Annotated in this window: 13 protein-coding genes; 10 read left to right on the forward strand and 3 right to left on the reverse strand. The window is 70.2% G+C overall.

The features are described 5' to 3' along the window. Window positions 1-3: 3 nt before the first annotated feature. On the reverse strand, window positions 4-645 hold the full coding sequence (locus tag OG331_RS13935) for a Tat pathway signal sequence domain protein (protein WP_406195746.1): 642 nt from the start codon (window positions 643-645) through the stop codon (window positions 4-6). Between the two features lie 697 nt (window positions 646-1,342). On the opposite strand from OG331_RS13935, the gene OG331_RS13940 reads away from it, so the two are divergent. The 8 genes from OG331_RS13940 to OG331_RS13975 all read left to right on the forward strand — a co-directional run bounded on the left by OG331_RS13940 (window position 1,343) and on the right by OG331_RS13975 (window position 8,705). Then, window positions 1,343-2,035, forward strand: a complete 693-nt coding sequence (locus OG331_RS13940; protein ID WP_406195748.1) for a DUF6230 family protein — start codon at window positions 1,343-1,345, stop codon at window positions 2,033-2,035. Then, window positions 2,035-2,463, forward strand: a complete 429-nt coding sequence (locus OG331_RS13945; RefSeq protein ID WP_406195751.1) for a DUF6114 domain-containing protein — start codon at window positions 2,035-2,037, stop codon at window positions 2,461-2,463. The genes OG331_RS13940 and OG331_RS13945 overlap by 1 nt, the downstream gene beginning before the upstream one ends. A 198-nt stretch (window positions 2,464-2,661) precedes the next feature. Further along, entirely contained in the window at window positions 2,662-3,483 is an 822-nt protein-coding gene (locus tag OG331_RS13950; RefSeq protein ID WP_406195754.1) for an SAM-dependent methyltransferase, read from the forward strand. Between the two features lie 242 nt (window positions 3,484-3,725). After that, the gene (locus OG331_RS13955) at window positions 3,726-4,721 is read left to right on the forward strand and encodes a substrate-binding domain-containing protein (protein WP_406195756.1); all 996 of its coding nucleotides are present in this window, start codon (window positions 3,726-3,728) and stop codon (window positions 4,719-4,721) included. A gap of 197 nt (window positions 4,722-4,918) precedes the next feature. Next, window positions 4,919-7,339 (forward strand): nitrate- and nitrite sensing domain-containing protein, encoded by a 2,421-nt coding sequence (locus OG331_RS13960; RefSeq protein WP_406195759.1) that lies wholly within the window; start codon window positions 4,919-4,921, stop codon window positions 7,337-7,339. Window positions 7,340-7,350: 11 nt separating this feature from the next. Beyond that, complete coding sequence (locus OG331_RS13965; RefSeq protein ID WP_147997842.1) at window positions 7,351-7,770, forward strand: roadblock/LC7 domain-containing protein; 420 nt, start codon at window positions 7,351-7,353, stop codon at window positions 7,768-7,770. Further along, complete coding sequence (locus OG331_RS13970; protein WP_362389018.1) at window positions 7,751-8,131, forward strand: DUF742 domain-containing protein; 381 nt, start codon at window positions 7,751-7,753, stop codon at window positions 8,129-8,131. Before OG331_RS13965 ends, OG331_RS13970 begins: the two co-directional genes overlap by 20 nt. Further along, window positions 8,118-8,705 carry a GTP-binding protein gene (locus OG331_RS13975; protein WP_406195761.1) on the forward strand — a complete coding sequence of 196 codons (588 nt, stop codon included), beginning with the start codon at window positions 8,118-8,120 and terminating at the stop codon, window positions 8,703-8,705. Before OG331_RS13970 ends, OG331_RS13975 begins: the two co-directional genes overlap by 14 nt. Before the next feature lie 3 nt (window positions 8,706-8,708). Here OG331_RS13975 and OG331_RS13980 read toward each other — a convergent pair whose 3' ends face one another. Both OG331_RS13980 and OG331_RS13985 read right to left on the reverse strand, forming a co-directional pair. Beyond that, on the reverse strand, window positions 8,709-10,241 hold the full coding sequence (locus OG331_RS13980; RefSeq protein WP_406195764.1) for a M81 family metallopeptidase: 1,533 nt from the start codon (window positions 10,239-10,241) through the stop codon (window positions 8,709-8,711). A gap of 15 nt (window positions 10,242-10,256) precedes the next feature. After that, entirely contained in the window at window positions 10,257-11,420 is a 1,164-nt protein-coding gene (locus tag OG331_RS13985; protein ID WP_406195766.1) for an ROK family protein, read from the reverse strand. 173 nt (window positions 11,421-11,593) lie between these two features. Here OG331_RS13985 and OG331_RS13990 point away from each other — a divergent pair, with 173 nt between their 5' ends. Both OG331_RS13990 and OG331_RS13995 read left to right on the forward strand, forming a co-directional pair. Next, complete coding sequence (locus OG331_RS13990; protein ID WP_406195770.1) at window positions 11,594-13,351, forward strand: peptide ABC transporter substrate-binding protein; 1,758 nt, start codon at window positions 11,594-11,596, stop codon at window positions 13,349-13,351. A 3-nt stretch (window positions 13,352-13,354) separates the two neighbouring features. Beyond that, window positions 13,355-14,314 (forward strand): ABC transporter permease, encoded by a 960-nt coding sequence (locus OG331_RS13995; RefSeq protein ID WP_406195773.1) that lies wholly within the window; start codon window positions 13,355-13,357, stop codon window positions 14,312-14,314. Window positions 14,315-14,330: the final 16 nt, after the last annotated feature.

The following is a 14,330-nucleotide window of genomic DNA, read 5'->3' on the forward strand; positions in this document are numbered from 1 at the left end:
CGGTCAGTTGACGTTGACGGCGAGGCCCGAGCTCGTCACCGGGGCGTACTTGGCGGTGAAGTAGGCGTTGCTGAAGCACAGCGACGAACCGGACGTCTTGGTGAACAGCTGGTTGGTGAAGGCGATGCTGTTGTCGGCGTTGCTCGCCGTACCGGAGAGACCGGGCGCCTGGTAGACGCATGTGATGGTGCCCAGCAGGGTGCGCAGCTTGACCGTGGACTGGACGGCGGAGCCCGCGGCCGGGGTCACGGTGACGGTGCCGTCGGAGGACACGCTGGTGGTGTACGGCAGGTTGTCCACGGTGATGCCGCTGACGCCGAGCACACCGGTGACGTTGGCGGTGCAGCCGCTGGTGTCGAAGGTGTGGGAGGTCAGCGACTCGGTGGCGGTGCCGGGGGCGGCGGGGTTGTCGGTGACGGTGGCGGAGAACGCCGACTTGGTGCAGGAGATGCCACTGGTGCCGGTCGCGCTGGAGTAGAACGTGGCGGCGGTGCCGCTCGCCAGGTTGGCGTCGAGGACGGCGCCGACCGCGACCGCCGCTCCGTCGGTGGTGGTCAGTACCGGGGTGTCGGCGGCCGAGGCGGGGACGGCCAGCCCGAGGGCTGCGACGGTGCCTGCCAGGGTGAGGAGGGTGCGTGCGCGCATGCGGGTGTACCTCGACTTTCGTTGCGGGGGTGTGCCCTGAGGGCAGCTGCGCGGCTCAGGGGTTCGGTGCGGGGGGTCGGTGTGGGGGGGGCGGTGTGGGGGCTCGTTCGCGAGTCGGTGTGTGCCGTTGCCGGTCCGTGACGCCTTCTCCGTACGACAAGGACCGGCAACGGCAGCCGACCGGTGGCCGGCCGGAGACCGTGGTGAGGGCTCCGGCCGGACCGGGCGGGGGAGGGCGTCCGGCACGGACCGAGGGGGGAAGCGACCGTGACGGCGCCGTGGAGTGATCTCGCGGAGATGTGAAGGACATCAAGTCCGGGAACGCGGGCCACAGGCCAACGCGACGGCGGATCCGGCGCCACGGATCCAGGGGGAGCCAGGGAGAGTTGTAGACCTGCGTGTCGGTCAACGTCAAGGAGTTGCAAGGGAGTTGATGCATCTCGTTGGCACCCTTGCGTGACATCCGGAGGCCTGGCGGGGAAGCGAACTCACAGGTGACGCACAATCAACACTCTTTTCCCACAACTACCTTGACCCTCCGGTGTAACCACCGGTAACTTCCGGGCTGGCTACTGCGGAGTACGAGAAAGCCCTTGCATCCGCCGGGAGTTGCGAGGGGCGTGCGCCGTGGGCGCTGTCCGCGCCAGGACAACGTGCCGCTGATGCCCTACCCGCACTTTTGCATCTGGGAGCAGTTATGGCCTCGTCCTCGGACGTCACCTCGTCCGCCGACCACACCCCCGAGAACCCGGAAAGCGGTTCCGTGCCAGCAGTGTCCGAACCCACCGGCGGCCCCGCCAGACGCGGGCGGGTCCGGGCGCGCCGGGCCGCCGTGATGGCCGTGCCGGCCACCCTGGTCGCCGGTGCCCTCGCGGTGCTCACCGCCGAGGGCGCGCTGGGCGTGCAGTTCGCGATCTCCGGCATGCCCTTCACGGTCACCGCGACCGAGCTCAACGGCACCGGGTTCGAGCAGTTCGGCGGACTCGACACCATGGCCCCGGGCAGCCCCAACGAGGGGGACACCGGCGGCCAGGTACTGATCATCACATCCGCGATCAAGAACGCGACGCTCACGAAGCTGTGCCAGAGCGTCGACCTCGGCGGCACGAACCTGCTGATCACCGCGGGCAGCGGGGCACAGAAGGTGACCGCGAGCGATCTGACCACCGACTCGACCGAGCTGTCGGGCGACGCGTCGTTCAACAACATCGAGATCGGCAACGACGCGAGCACGTTGACCAAGGCCGGGGTGAAGGGGCCGATCGGCGTCTTCAGCCAGCAGGCGGACACCGTGCGCATCGCGAACCTGCGGCAGACCAACTACGCGACCACAGCCGGTGTGTTCAAGCTGCCCGGACTGAAACTCGGCTTCAGCAGCAAGGGTTGCTGATGGGCGGGCGTGCGGGTGTCCGGTCGGCCTTCCGTCGTTGGCGGGCCGACCGGCCGTTCTGGGGCGGGGTGCTGCTCGCTCTGGGCGGGGCGGAGATTCTGCTCACGATGAAGGCGTCCATGAAGGTCGTGCTTCATGTCGGGATGCAGGGGCTGGCGGGGTATCTGCTGCCGGCGCTGATGCTGCTGCTGGGGCTGCTGGTCCTGTTCAATCCGGCTCAGCGGCTCTTCTACTCGGTCACCGGGGTGCTGGTTTCCCTGGGGTCGTGGCCCACCTCCAACCTCGGGGGCTTCTTCGTGGGGCTTGTGCTGGGGGTCGCGGGGAGTTCTCTTGCCTTTGGGTGGCTTCCGGATCAGGAGCCGAGGCGCCGGCGGCAGCGGCGGCGCCTGCGGCAGGGGGAGGGCGCTGCGGTCACGGGCGTTCAGTAGGCCGGGGAGCCCGCCTGAACCGGGTTCTCCGGCCTGCGGCCGGGGTTGCGACGCCGGAGCGCCCTAGGGATCGGTGGAGTTCGGCGGGTTCGGGTTCGCGGGGCTGGTCGGGCAGTTCCCCGCACCCCTAGGTTGGTGCACTGACCGCCAACTCCCCGACTTCCCCGGGTAGTTGCGAGGTGAACAAGCTCGAAGCCCATGTTGCCCGGAGGCCCCGTGTCCGCCGACCGTATCGATACCGAGACCGCACACTCCGCCCGGATCTACGACTACATCATCGGCGGCAAGGACCACTACCCCGCCGACCGGGAGGCGGGCGATGCCATGGTGCGGGAGTGGCCCGCGCTGCCCGTTCACATGCGGGCCAACCGGGACTTCATGAACCGGGCCGTGCGGTATCTCGCCGCGGAGGCGGGGATACGGCAGTTCCTCGACATCGGGACCGGGATTCCGACGTCGCCCAACATCCACGAGATCGCCCAGTCGGTGGCCCCCGAGGCCCGGGTCGTGTACGTCGACAACGATCCGCTCGTGCTCGCGCTGTCGAAGGGGCTGATGTCCGGCACGGCCGAGGGCAGGACGGCGTACGTCGAGGCGGACATGCGCGACCCCGCGGCCATTCTCGACGCCCCGGCCTTCCGCGAGACCCTTGAACTCGGGGAGCCGGTCGCGCTCACCGTGATCGCGATCGTGCACTTCATGCTGGACGAGCACGACGCCGTGGGGATCGTGCGGCGGCTGCTGGAGCCGCTGCCCGCCGGGAGCTACCTCGCGATGTCCATCGGCACCGCCGAGTTCGCGCCGGACGAGGTCGGCCGGGTCGCCCGGGAGTACGCGGCCCGGGGCATGCCGATGCGGCTGCGCACCCTCGCCGAGGCCGGCGAGTTCTTCACCGGTCTGGACCACGTGGCGCCGGGCATCGTCCAGGTCCACAAGTGGCGTCCGGACGGCACGGACACCGAGGTGATCCGTGACGAGGACATCGCGATGTACGGGGCGCTCGCCCGCAAGGCGGGTTGACCCGGTTTGCGAGCGCAAGCAGTCCGGGCGGGCCGATCGGCCGCCCACCCTCCGGCCAGCGGTTCATCACGATGTGGCAGCAACAACTCACGCGTTGTTGTTGCACACTTGACTACCGGTGGTCGCACGCGATTGGCTCCGCCCCAGCGAGAGTTTCACCCGGTCGGCGAACCCCCGGTCGACACCGGCCGTCCTCTCGTTCGTTCCTACGGCTCGGCCGCACAGCGAGGTGCCGCACCCTCATGAAGACCCCACCCCCCTCCCCCTCTTTCACTCGCGTCGCGGCCCTCACGGCCGCCGCATGTCTGCTGCTGGCCGGCTGCTCCGCCGTCGGCGGCACCGACGAGGCGTCGGACGCGGACGCGGCCGGCTCCTCAGGACTGAAGGTCGCCCTCATCACCCACGGCGGCGAGGGCGACGCCTTCTGGGAGCTGGTGCACAAGGGCGCCCAGGCAGCGGCCGCGAAGGACGGCATCGACCTGACCTTCGCCAGCGACTCCGACCCGGCGGGCCAGGCCGGGTTGATGCGCGACGCGATCAGCCGGAAGGTCGACGGCATCGCGGTGACCCTGGCCAAGCCGACGGCGATGACGGGGCCCGTCGCCCAGGCGCGGGCGGCCGGCATACCGGTGGTCGGCCTCAACTCCGGTATAGACGACTGGCAGTCCGCGGGTCTGGTCGGGTACTTCGGCCAGGACGAGAGCGTCGCGGGCCGGGCCGTCGGCGACAAGCTGGACGACCTCAGGGCCAAGCACGCCCTGTGCGTCATCCACGAGCGCGGCAACGTCGCCCTGGAGGCGCGCTGTGCGGGCGTGAAGAAGACGTTCGGCGGCGACACCGAGAACCTCTACGTGGACGGCACCGACATGGACGCGGTGACCGCCTCCGTCGCGACGCGGCTCAGACAGGACCCGAGCATCGACGAAGTCGTCATGAACGGCGCCCAGTTCGCGCTGGCCGCGGTGAAGTCGGCCGAGGAGGCCAGCTCCAAGGCCCATGTCGCGACCTTCGACCTCAACAAGGACCTGGTCAAGGCGGTCCAGGCCGGGGACGTGCAGTTCGCGGTCGACCAGCAGCCGTATCTGCAGGGCTACCTCGCGGTGGACTCGCTGTGGCTGTACCGGACCAACGGCAACACCCTCGGCGGTGGCGAGGCGCCCGTCCTCACCGGGCCGGCGTTCGTCACCAGGGCGAACATCGCCTCGGTCGCGAGGTTCGCCGCCAACGGAACCCGGTGACCGGACAGTTCCCCCGACGGTGTCGCCAAAGATTCGGTCACGCGTGACACGTACGCTCACATGTACGGATAGCATCCAGCGCATCCCCTGTGACGTACCGGACACGCCCCCACCCCCTGGCGTTCGTCCCCCTTCCGCTTCCGCGCTGCCCCCTCCCTCTCCCGCTCCCGCCCTCCGCTGATCGCCCTAGGACGACAATGTCTCCACGGACAGGTCCCCGGCGCCGCCTCGGCTCCATCCGTCTCTCCCTGATCCTGCTGGCCCTGGTGCCCAGCGTCACGCTCGCCGCCGTCTGGAGCGTGACGACGATCCAGATGTTCTCGGAGGGCCTGGGGCTGCGATCGCAGACCGGGCTGAGCAAGTCGACCGGGGCCATGGGCACGGAGGCGACGCTCGCGCTGCAGCGGGAGCGCAGCTACTCGGCCGTGTGGCTGGCGTCCCGGCAGGGGGAGGCCCGTAGCGCGCTGGACGAGCAGCGCCGCAGGACCGACAAGGCGGTGGCCAAACTCCTCTCCCAGTCGGACGCGATCCAGCAGGCACCCTCCCGGATCAAGGACCGGCTGTACTCGGTCGTCGCGTCGGTGAGCAGCCTGGAGTACTACCGGGGGCAGGTGGACAACCCCACCGACATCACCGCCGTACAGGCGCTCGGCCAGTACACGTCGATCATCGACGACCAGATCCACGCCTTCCAGGAGCTGTCCCAGGTCGACGACGGTGATCTCACCTCGCAGGCCGGTCCGCTCGTCGCGCTGGAGCACGCGGCGGAGCTGGTGTCCCGGGAGGACGCGCTGCTGACGCTGGCCTCGCCGTCGCGGACGATGAACGAGAAGTCGTGGACCGAGTTCGCGGAGCTGGTGAACACCCGCCGCTGGCTGGTCGAGGACCAGATCCTCCCCTCGCTCACGGGAAGCGCGAAGGCGGAGACCGAGCGGATCCTGGGGAGCCCCCAGTGGGGGACCCTGGAGACCGTCGAGGACCGGGTGCTCGCGGCGCGGACGTCGGCGCGCGGGGACGGGGACATCGCCGTCCCGGACGCGCAGAAGGAGTGGCGGGCCGCGCTGGTCAAGGTCTCCGACGAGTACGAGCTCCTGATCCGGCAGCAGACGACCGCGCTGCTGCAACGCAGCGGCGACAACGCGCGCGGCCTGCTGATCAAGGCCGCCTCCCTGAGCGCGGGCGGTCTGGTCGCCCTGCTGGTGTGCGTGTGGATGTCGTGGCGGATCACGCGCTCGCTGTCCCGGCGTCTGCACGGCCTGCGCGAGGCCACCCTCGGCCTCGCGCAGGAGCGGCTGCCGGACGTGGTGGCGCGGCTGGAGCGCGGCGAGAAGATCGACGTGGAGCTGGCGACCCCGCCGCTGGACTACGGCCACGACGAACTCGGCCAGGTGGCGAAGGCGTTCAACACCGCCCAGCGCACCGCCGTGCATACCGCCGTCGAGCTGGCCGACACCCGGCGCGGCTTCCAGAAGATCATCCTGGGCATCGCCCGGCAGAGCCAGAACCTGGTCAACCTCCAGCTCACCAAGCTCGACGCGCTGGAGCGCGCGCACCAGGACCCCGAGATCCTCAAGGGTCTGTACGAACTGGACTCCACGGCCAGCCAGTTGCGCCGCTACGAGGAGAACCTCGTCATCATCAGCGGCGAGCGGCCCGGCCGCAGCTGGAGCGAACCGGTCGCGCTGATCGACATCCTGCGCAGCGCCGTCGGCGAGGTCGCCGAGTACCAGCGGGTCGAGGTGCAGACGGAGGAGGAGGTGCACCTCGCGCCGCCCGCGGTGGCGGACGTCATCCATCTGCTGGCCGAGCTGATCGAGAACGCCACGCTGTACTCCCCCGCGCCCGCGCCGGTCGGGGTGCGGGCCGCGATGGTGGCCAAGGGGCTCGCCGTGGAGGTCGAGGACCGTGGGCTCGGCATGTCCGAGGAGGACTACGACTCCTTCAACGCCCAGCTGGCCGAGCCCCCGCAGTTCGACGTGGTGGCCCTGGCCGACGACCTGCGCCTCGGCCTGTTCGTGATCGCCCGGCTCGCCCAGCGGCACGGCATCGCGGTCACCCTGCGCTCCTCGCCGTTCGGCGGCACGACGGCGATCGTGCTGATCCCGCACGACGTGGTGGTGCGGGACCTGCCGGCCCCGGAACCGGACGAGGTGGAGCACTCCGGTGCCGCCGAACCGGAGGAGCCCGTACGGGAGTCCCGCCCGGTCGTCACGGCCCGCACCGCGACCGCCCAGGCCCCCTCCCCGGACCCCGCCTCCGCCTCCGCCACGCGCCGCGAGGGCGGTCTCACCGCGCTGCCCCGCCGGGTGCCGCAGACCAGCCTGGCGGCCGAACTGCGCGAGGAGACGCGGCCCGCCGAGGCCGAGGAGAACGGCTACGACGACTTCACCGCGGAGCGAGCCGCCTCCTCCCTCGCCTGCTTCCAGCGGGGCACGCTCCAGGCCCGCGACGAAGACGGCGACGAGACTGCGGACCCGCCCGAGGCGGCCGCGGACCAGCGGATCCCGGCCGCCCGCCGGACGCTCGACGACGTCGCCCCCGAGGAGCCGCCCGCGGCGGACGACGCCGCCGCGGCCTCCTCCCCCACGTCCTCCCCTTCGCCCGCCGACCGCTCATGAAGGACACCGCCATGACACGCCCCACCCCCGCCACGGACACCCAGCTCGACCAGTTGCTCACCGGACTCGTGGAGCGGGTCGCCGACGTCAACCACGCCGTCGTGCTCTCCGAGGACGGTCTGGTGGTGAGCAAGTCCACCGGGTTCCTGCGCGACGACGCCGAGCGGCTGGCGGCGACCGCGTCCGGCCTGATGAGCCTCAGCAAGGGTGTCAGCATGGACTTCAGAGGCGGGCCGGTGCGCCAGGCGCTGATCGAGATGGCCAACAGCTATCTGATCCTCACGTCCGCCGGGCCCGGCGCCCACCTCGTGGTCCTCACCAACCAGGGCGCGGACGTCGGCGTGGTGGCGTACCAGATGAACATGCTGGTGAAGAAGATCGGCGAGCACCTGTCGGCGGCACCGCGGGCCCATGTCGGCCCTGGCGCGTGAGGTGGCCGGAGACGATACGGCGGGCAGGCTGGTACGTCCCTTCACGCTGACCGGCGGCCGGACCAGGCCCAGCCGCACCGACTTCACCCTCATCACGACGGTGACGGCGGTGGATCCGCCACCGGAGCGGGCGCCCCGTCCGCAGCCCGAGCAGACACGGATCCTGCGGCGCTGCGCCGAGCCGATCGCCGTCGCGGAGCTGGCGGCCCATCTGGACCTGCCGGTGAGCGTGGTCGCCATCATGCTCTGCGATCTCCTGGAGGCGGGCCTGATCACCGTGCACCCGCCGCACCCCGTCACCCCCCGCACCCCGGACCTGGACCTGCTGCAGAAAGTGAGGGACGGCCTTGGCCGGCTCTGACACCACCGTGGAATCGGTCGCACCGCCCGACACGGTCAAGATCCTCATCGCCGGCGGCTTCGGCGTCGGCAAGACGACGCTGGTCGGGTCGGTCAGCGAGATCGCCCCGCTGCGCACCGAGGAACCCCTGACCGCCGCGGGCGTGGGCATCGACGACCTCAACGGCATCGAGGAGAAGCGGGCCACCACCGTGGCCCTGGACTTCGGCCGGATCACCATCAGCCAGGAACTGGTGCTGTACCTGTTCGGTACGCCCGGGCAGCAGCGGTTCTGGTTCATGTGGAACGACCTGGCGATCGGCGCGCTGGGAGCGGTCGTCCTGATCGACGTCCGCCGGCCGGAGTCCAGCTTCGCGGCGATCGACTTCTTCGAGCGCCGGGAGATCCCCTTCGTCGTCGGCGTGAACGGCTTCCACGGCGAACACCCCTATCCCGCCGAGGAGATCAGGGACGCCCTCGCGCTCCCGGAGCATGTGCGGGTGCTGCTGTGTGACGCGCGGGAGCGCGAGTCGTGCCGGGACGTGCTGATCGCCCTGATCGACCAGTTGATAGCCGACGCCCGGCAGGCGGGCTGAGCGTCACTCCTCGGGGCCGGTGAGCGGCCGGTTCGCGGGTGCGACGATCCTGGCCGTGAGGTCGGGGGCGGCCATCGCGGGGTCGAAGGGGAACATCGGCCGCCGAATCCGGTGGTGGCCGAGCCGCACCAGGTCCTGGTCGACGCCGCCCGGGGTGAGCGCCATCTTCCAGTCGGCGGCCATGGCGAACAGCTCGGGCTCCAGGTAGCCGATCTTGACGATCACGAGGTCGGCCGTGCGCGGGTCCAACTCCAGGCCGGTGAAGTCGCTTTCGAGGTGATACGGCTTGCGCAGCCGGGTCAGGATCACGTGCACGCTGCCCACCCGCAGGACGGCCTCCGTCCCGGCGTCCCGGTCGCCGTGCCGTACGGAGTGCACCACGCCGGTCATCGTGAGCGGCCCGGCGTGCCGGTCGTCGACCTCCGCGCCCGCGGTGACGGTGACCGTGGCGCCGACGCCGGCCTTCACCGCCGTGTCGACCGCGGACGGGCCGGGCAGGGAGGCGTACAGGACGACCGGGCCGGACGGGTCCTTGAACTCCGGGCGGGTCAGGACGTGTTGGAGTCCCCAGGTGACGTCTCCGGCGCCGCCCGCCGTCGGATTGTCGCCGGTGTCGCTGATGAAGTAGGGGCGGGAGTCGGCGGCGAGGGCCTCGTCGAGGCAGTCACCGAGGGTGCCGGTCGGGGCGACGAAGGCGAAGTCGTCGCGGGCGTCCCAGAATCCGCGGGCGAGCCGCTCGGCGCCGGCGGTGACGGCGGCCTGGTCGGGGCCGGTGACCACGACGGCGGCACGGTTGCGCGGCTCGTCCGCCCAGGCGTACCCGACCCAGATCGCCGCGTCGGTCACCCCGTCGGCCGCTTCCACGTCCTCGACGGCCGCGTACACGCTCTTCGCGGGTTCGATACGGGTGGAGGTCTGCTCCCCGGCCAGCAGCACCGGCACCGGCACCCAGGCCTTGAGGGGGCGGGGCGCGCCGCTCGCCAGGAGGTCGACGAGGTTGCGGGCGGCCCGCTCCTTGGTCTCCATGGCGTCCTCGTGCGGGGCCATGCGGTAGCAGGTGATCAGGTCGCTGAGGTGGACGAGTGGGCGCGAGACGTTGCCGTGCAGGTCCATGGAGGTCGACACGAGGACGTCCGGGCCGATCGCCTCGCGGATTCGGGCCAGCAGGTCCACTTCCGCGTCGTCGAGCCCCTCGACGGTCATCGCACCGTGGATGTCGAACCAGAGGCCGTCGAGCGGCCCCAACTCCCGGAGCCGGTCGATGAGTTCGCCGGAAAGCTCGGCGTACGCGGCCGCCGTCACCGTTCCGCCGGGCAGCGCCTTGCCGACCAGGGCGCCACGCCAGTCGGCGGCGTCCCGCAGGGGCTGTCCCGGCGTTAGGAACGGGTAGCGGTCGAGGACCTCCGGTCCGCGCCGCGGGTGGAAGGCGGGGGCCTCGGTGCGGGCCGGGGAAAAGGTCGACGACTCGATGCCGAGGCCGGCGATCGCGATGACGGGACGGAGGCGGGGCCGGAGCTGAGGCTGGGACTGGGGCATGGCTCCTCCTGAGGGTCAGGGGTGGGTGCCGGCGACCGACTGCAGTGCGTGGGCCAGCGCCCGCTGGAGGGCGAACTGGCCCGCGCCGACCAGGCCCGCGTCGGCGCCGAGGCCGGCCCGCTCGATGACCAGGTGCTCGGTGACCAGCGGATGGCAGCCCTCGTACAACTGGCTGCGCACGGCGGCGACGAAGGGCTCCAGCGTGGAGAGGATGCCGCCGAGGTACACGGCGTCGGGGTTGAAGAAGTTGACGTTGGCGGCCAGCACCATGCCGAGGTAGCGGCCGGCCTGCCGGACCGCGCGCGTGGCCTCGGGGTCGGCATCGCCGGCGAGGCGTACGACGTCCTCGGTGGACGTCACCTCCAGGCCCCGTTCGCGCAGGATGCGGACCAGCGCCGCCCCCGAGGCGACCGTCTCCAGGCATCCGGTGTTGCCGCAGGAGCAGGGGATGTCGTGAGCGGCCTCGACGCGGACGTGGGTGATCTCGCCGGCCGCGCCCGAACCGCCCCGGTAGAGGCGGCCGTCGGCGATGACGCCCGCGCCGATGCCGGTGCCCGCCTTCACCATGATGGCCTGGCGTTGCCCGGCGGGCCGGACGCTGTGCTCGCCGACGGCCATGCAGTTGGCGTCGTTCTCGATGGCCACCGGGACCCCGAACCGTTCCTGGAGCCAGTCCCGTACCGGGAACCGGTTCCAGCCGGGCATGCGCGCGGGCAGCGTCACCAGGCCCGGCTCGACATCGACCGGTCCCGGCAGACAGAGGCCGACACCTCTGAGGGACTCCCGTCCGTTCCGCTCGGCGAGGCCCTCCAGGGTCTCGACCAGGCCGGGCAGCGAGGCCTGCGGTCCGTCGGCCGTCGCGAACGGCACCGTGGAGACGTCGGTGAGTCCGCCACCGGGGTGGACGACGCCGACGTGGGCGTGCCTGCCGCCTAGTTCGGCCGCCACGGCGTAGCCGTCGCCGCCGCCGAGCCGGAGCACCTTGCGCGGCCGGCCGCCGGTGGACGACATGGTGCCCTCCTCGGTGACCAGGCCGTAGTCCAGCAGTTTGGTCACCGCGAACGAGACCGTCGACGGCGCGGCGCCGAGCAGCTCGGAGAGCTCCGTGCGCGTGGACGCCTGCCCGGAGGCGAGGAGTTCGAGGATGCGCCGGGTCAACGACCCACTTTTTTCAGTCATGGACGAAGTTACTTCCGTCATCTGCGGTCGGGACAGCGAGAGTAGGCCGCAGGAGTGCCCTCCGGGCTAATTCCAGAACAGCAGAAACATACTTTTTACAGCGGCACTCCTGTTTCTTCGAACAGACGGGGCTTTCACTGACTGCACCTCGCTTCTGTCCCCTGAGGAGAACCATGTCCCCTGCTCGCACGAGACTTCTCGCCGCTGCCGCCGCCCTGTCCGCCGGCACGCTGCTGCTCGCGGGCTGCTCCGGGAGCAGCGGTACGTCGTCCGGATCCCGCGACTCCATCAACTACGCGCTGCCTGCGAACTTCACGCCGAACTGGATCCTGCCGATCGGCACCGCGGCGCATCTCAACACCAACAACATCTCCATCGCGAACACACTGTGGGAGCCGCTCATCGCCTACGACGGCTCCACCGGTGAGATCGCCTGGAACAAAGCCGGTTCGGTCGCCACCGACGCCGACTTCGCGCCCGACAACAAGAGCGTGCGGATCACTCTGGGCGACCGGCACTGGAGCGACGGCAAGCCCATCACCTCCCGTGACGTCCGGTTCTGGTTCGACCTCATCAAGGCGAACAAGGCGGAGTGGGCGGGGTACAACCCGGGCCAGGCGCCGGACAACTGGACGTCCTTCAAGGCCGAGGACGACCGCCACTTCACTCTCACCTTCGACAAGGCCTACAACCCGCAGTGGATGCTGGCCAACGAGTTGAGCTCCATCACACCGCTGCCGCAACACACCTGGGACAAGGGCGGCGACGCCAAGCAGGTGTGGACGTACCTCAACAACGCCGCGAAGAACATCGGCGACTACGAGAAGAACGCCCTCTGGAAGACCATCAGCGGCCCGTACGCGGTCAAGTCCTACTCGACGGCCGGCAAGGTGGTCCTCACCGCCAACAAGAAGTACGACGGCGGCGAGAAGCCGGCCATCCCCACGGTGAACCTGCTCCCCTTCACCACGGCCGACGCCGAGAAGAACGCCCTGCGCTCCGGCAGCGTCGACTACGGCTACATCGAGGCGACCGACCTCGACCAGAAGGAGAGCTTCACCGCGCAGGGGTACGAGGTGAAGCCGTGGTCCGGCTGGGCGATCACCTACATGCCGTACAACTTCAACAACCCGGCGATGGGCGCGGTGTTCAAGCAGCTGTACGCCCGCCAGGCCGTCCAGCGCTCCATCGACCAGGCGAGTCTGGCGAAAGTCGTCTTCAACGGGACGGCGGTCGCCGGCTACGGCCCGGTCCCGCAGGGGCAGGCGTCCGACTTCGTCTCAGGAGCGCAGAAGGACAACCCGTACCCGTTCTCGACGACGGCCGCCCGGAAGCTGCTGACCGGTCACGGCTGGACCGAGCAGGGCGGGGTCATGACCTGCACGAGTCCCGGGACCGGGGCCTCCCGGTGCGGTGAGGGCGTCGCCGAGGGCACCAGGTTCGAGATGCAGGTGCTGTCGCAGTCCGGCTCGACGGTCACCGCCAACATGATGAGCGCGATCCAGTCCTCGCTGGCCAGGACCGGCATCAAGTTCTCGATCAAGACCGCGCCCGTCAACTCGGTGCTGGCGCAGACCCCGCAGTGCAAGGCGAGCCAGTCGATCTGCAAGTGGCAGCTGTCCTTCTTCGGCACGGCCGGCAGCTGGTACTTCCCGGCCTTCCCGACCGGTGACTCGCTGTTCCAGACGGGCGGCGGCTCGAACTTCGGCAACTACTCCAACCCGGACGTCGACAAGCTCATCTCCGCCTCCACGACGTCGAGTTCGACCAAGGCGGTCCAGGACTACAGCGCCGCCCTCGCCGAGGACCTGCCGGTGATCTGGCTGCCGGAACCCGTCTACCAGGTCTCGGTCATCAGGAACGGCCTCGGCGGCTTCTCCCAGGACTCGCTCGCCAACTTCCACCCCGCGCAGTGGAAGTGGACCGGCTGAGGCATGGACACGCTCCTGTATCTCGGCCGCCGCCTCCTCCAGGCCCTCGCGGTGATCCTGATCGTCACGATCGTGGTCTTCTGCCTGCTGCACACCCTGCCCGGAGGCCCCGCACGCGGAATCCTCGGCCCGCAGGCGACGGCCCAGCAGATCGCCGCGTTCAACCACGAACAGGGGCTCGACCGGTCGCTGCCCGTGCAGTACGTCTACTACTTGCGCGAGTTGGCGCAGGGTGACCTCGGGACGTCGTACACCCTCAATGAGGCGGTGTCGCGGCTGATCGAGCAGCGGCTGCCGAAGACGCTGGTGCTGACCGTGCTGTCCGCGCTGGTCGGGCTGCTGCTGGCCGTTCCGCTCGGCATGTGGCAGGCGGTGCGGCGCAACAAGCCGGCCGACTACGTCATCACCACGCTGAGCTTCGTCGCGTACTCGACGCCGGTGTACTTCCTGGGGCTCGTCCTGGTGCTGGTCTTCACCCAGACCCTGCGGTGGTTTCCGTCGCAGGCGCCCCAAGGGGACACGTTGGCCCAGGTGTTCGCTGATCCGGCGGCACTGGTGCTGCCGGTCGTGACGGGGGCGGCTTCGATGGTGGCCGTGTTCAGTCGGTACATGCGGGCGGCGACGCTGGAGAACCTGTCCGAGGACTATGTGCGGACGGCTCGCGCCGGGGGTGCCGGGCAGTACGCGGTTCTGTTCCGGCATGTGTTCCGGAACTCCCTGACGCCGGTGATCGCGATGCTCGGGTACTACGTGCCGGTGCTGTTCGGTGGGGCGTTGGTGGTCGAGCAGCTCTTCAACTATCCGGGGATGGGGCTGTTGTTCTGGTCCGCCGCTCAGTCGTCCGACTATCCGGTGCTGCTGGGGTGCGTCCTCGTGATCTCCGTCGCGACGGTTGTGGGGACCTTGCTTGCGGATGTGGTGCAGCGCGTTGTCGATCCTCGGGTCAAGGAGGGGCGGGCGTGAGTGGTCGTGTTGAGGC

The organism is Streptomyces sp. NBC_01017, assembly GCF_045162795.1.
GTDB lineage: Bacteria > Actinomycetota > Actinomycetes > Streptomycetales > Streptomycetaceae > Streptomyces > Streptomyces machairae.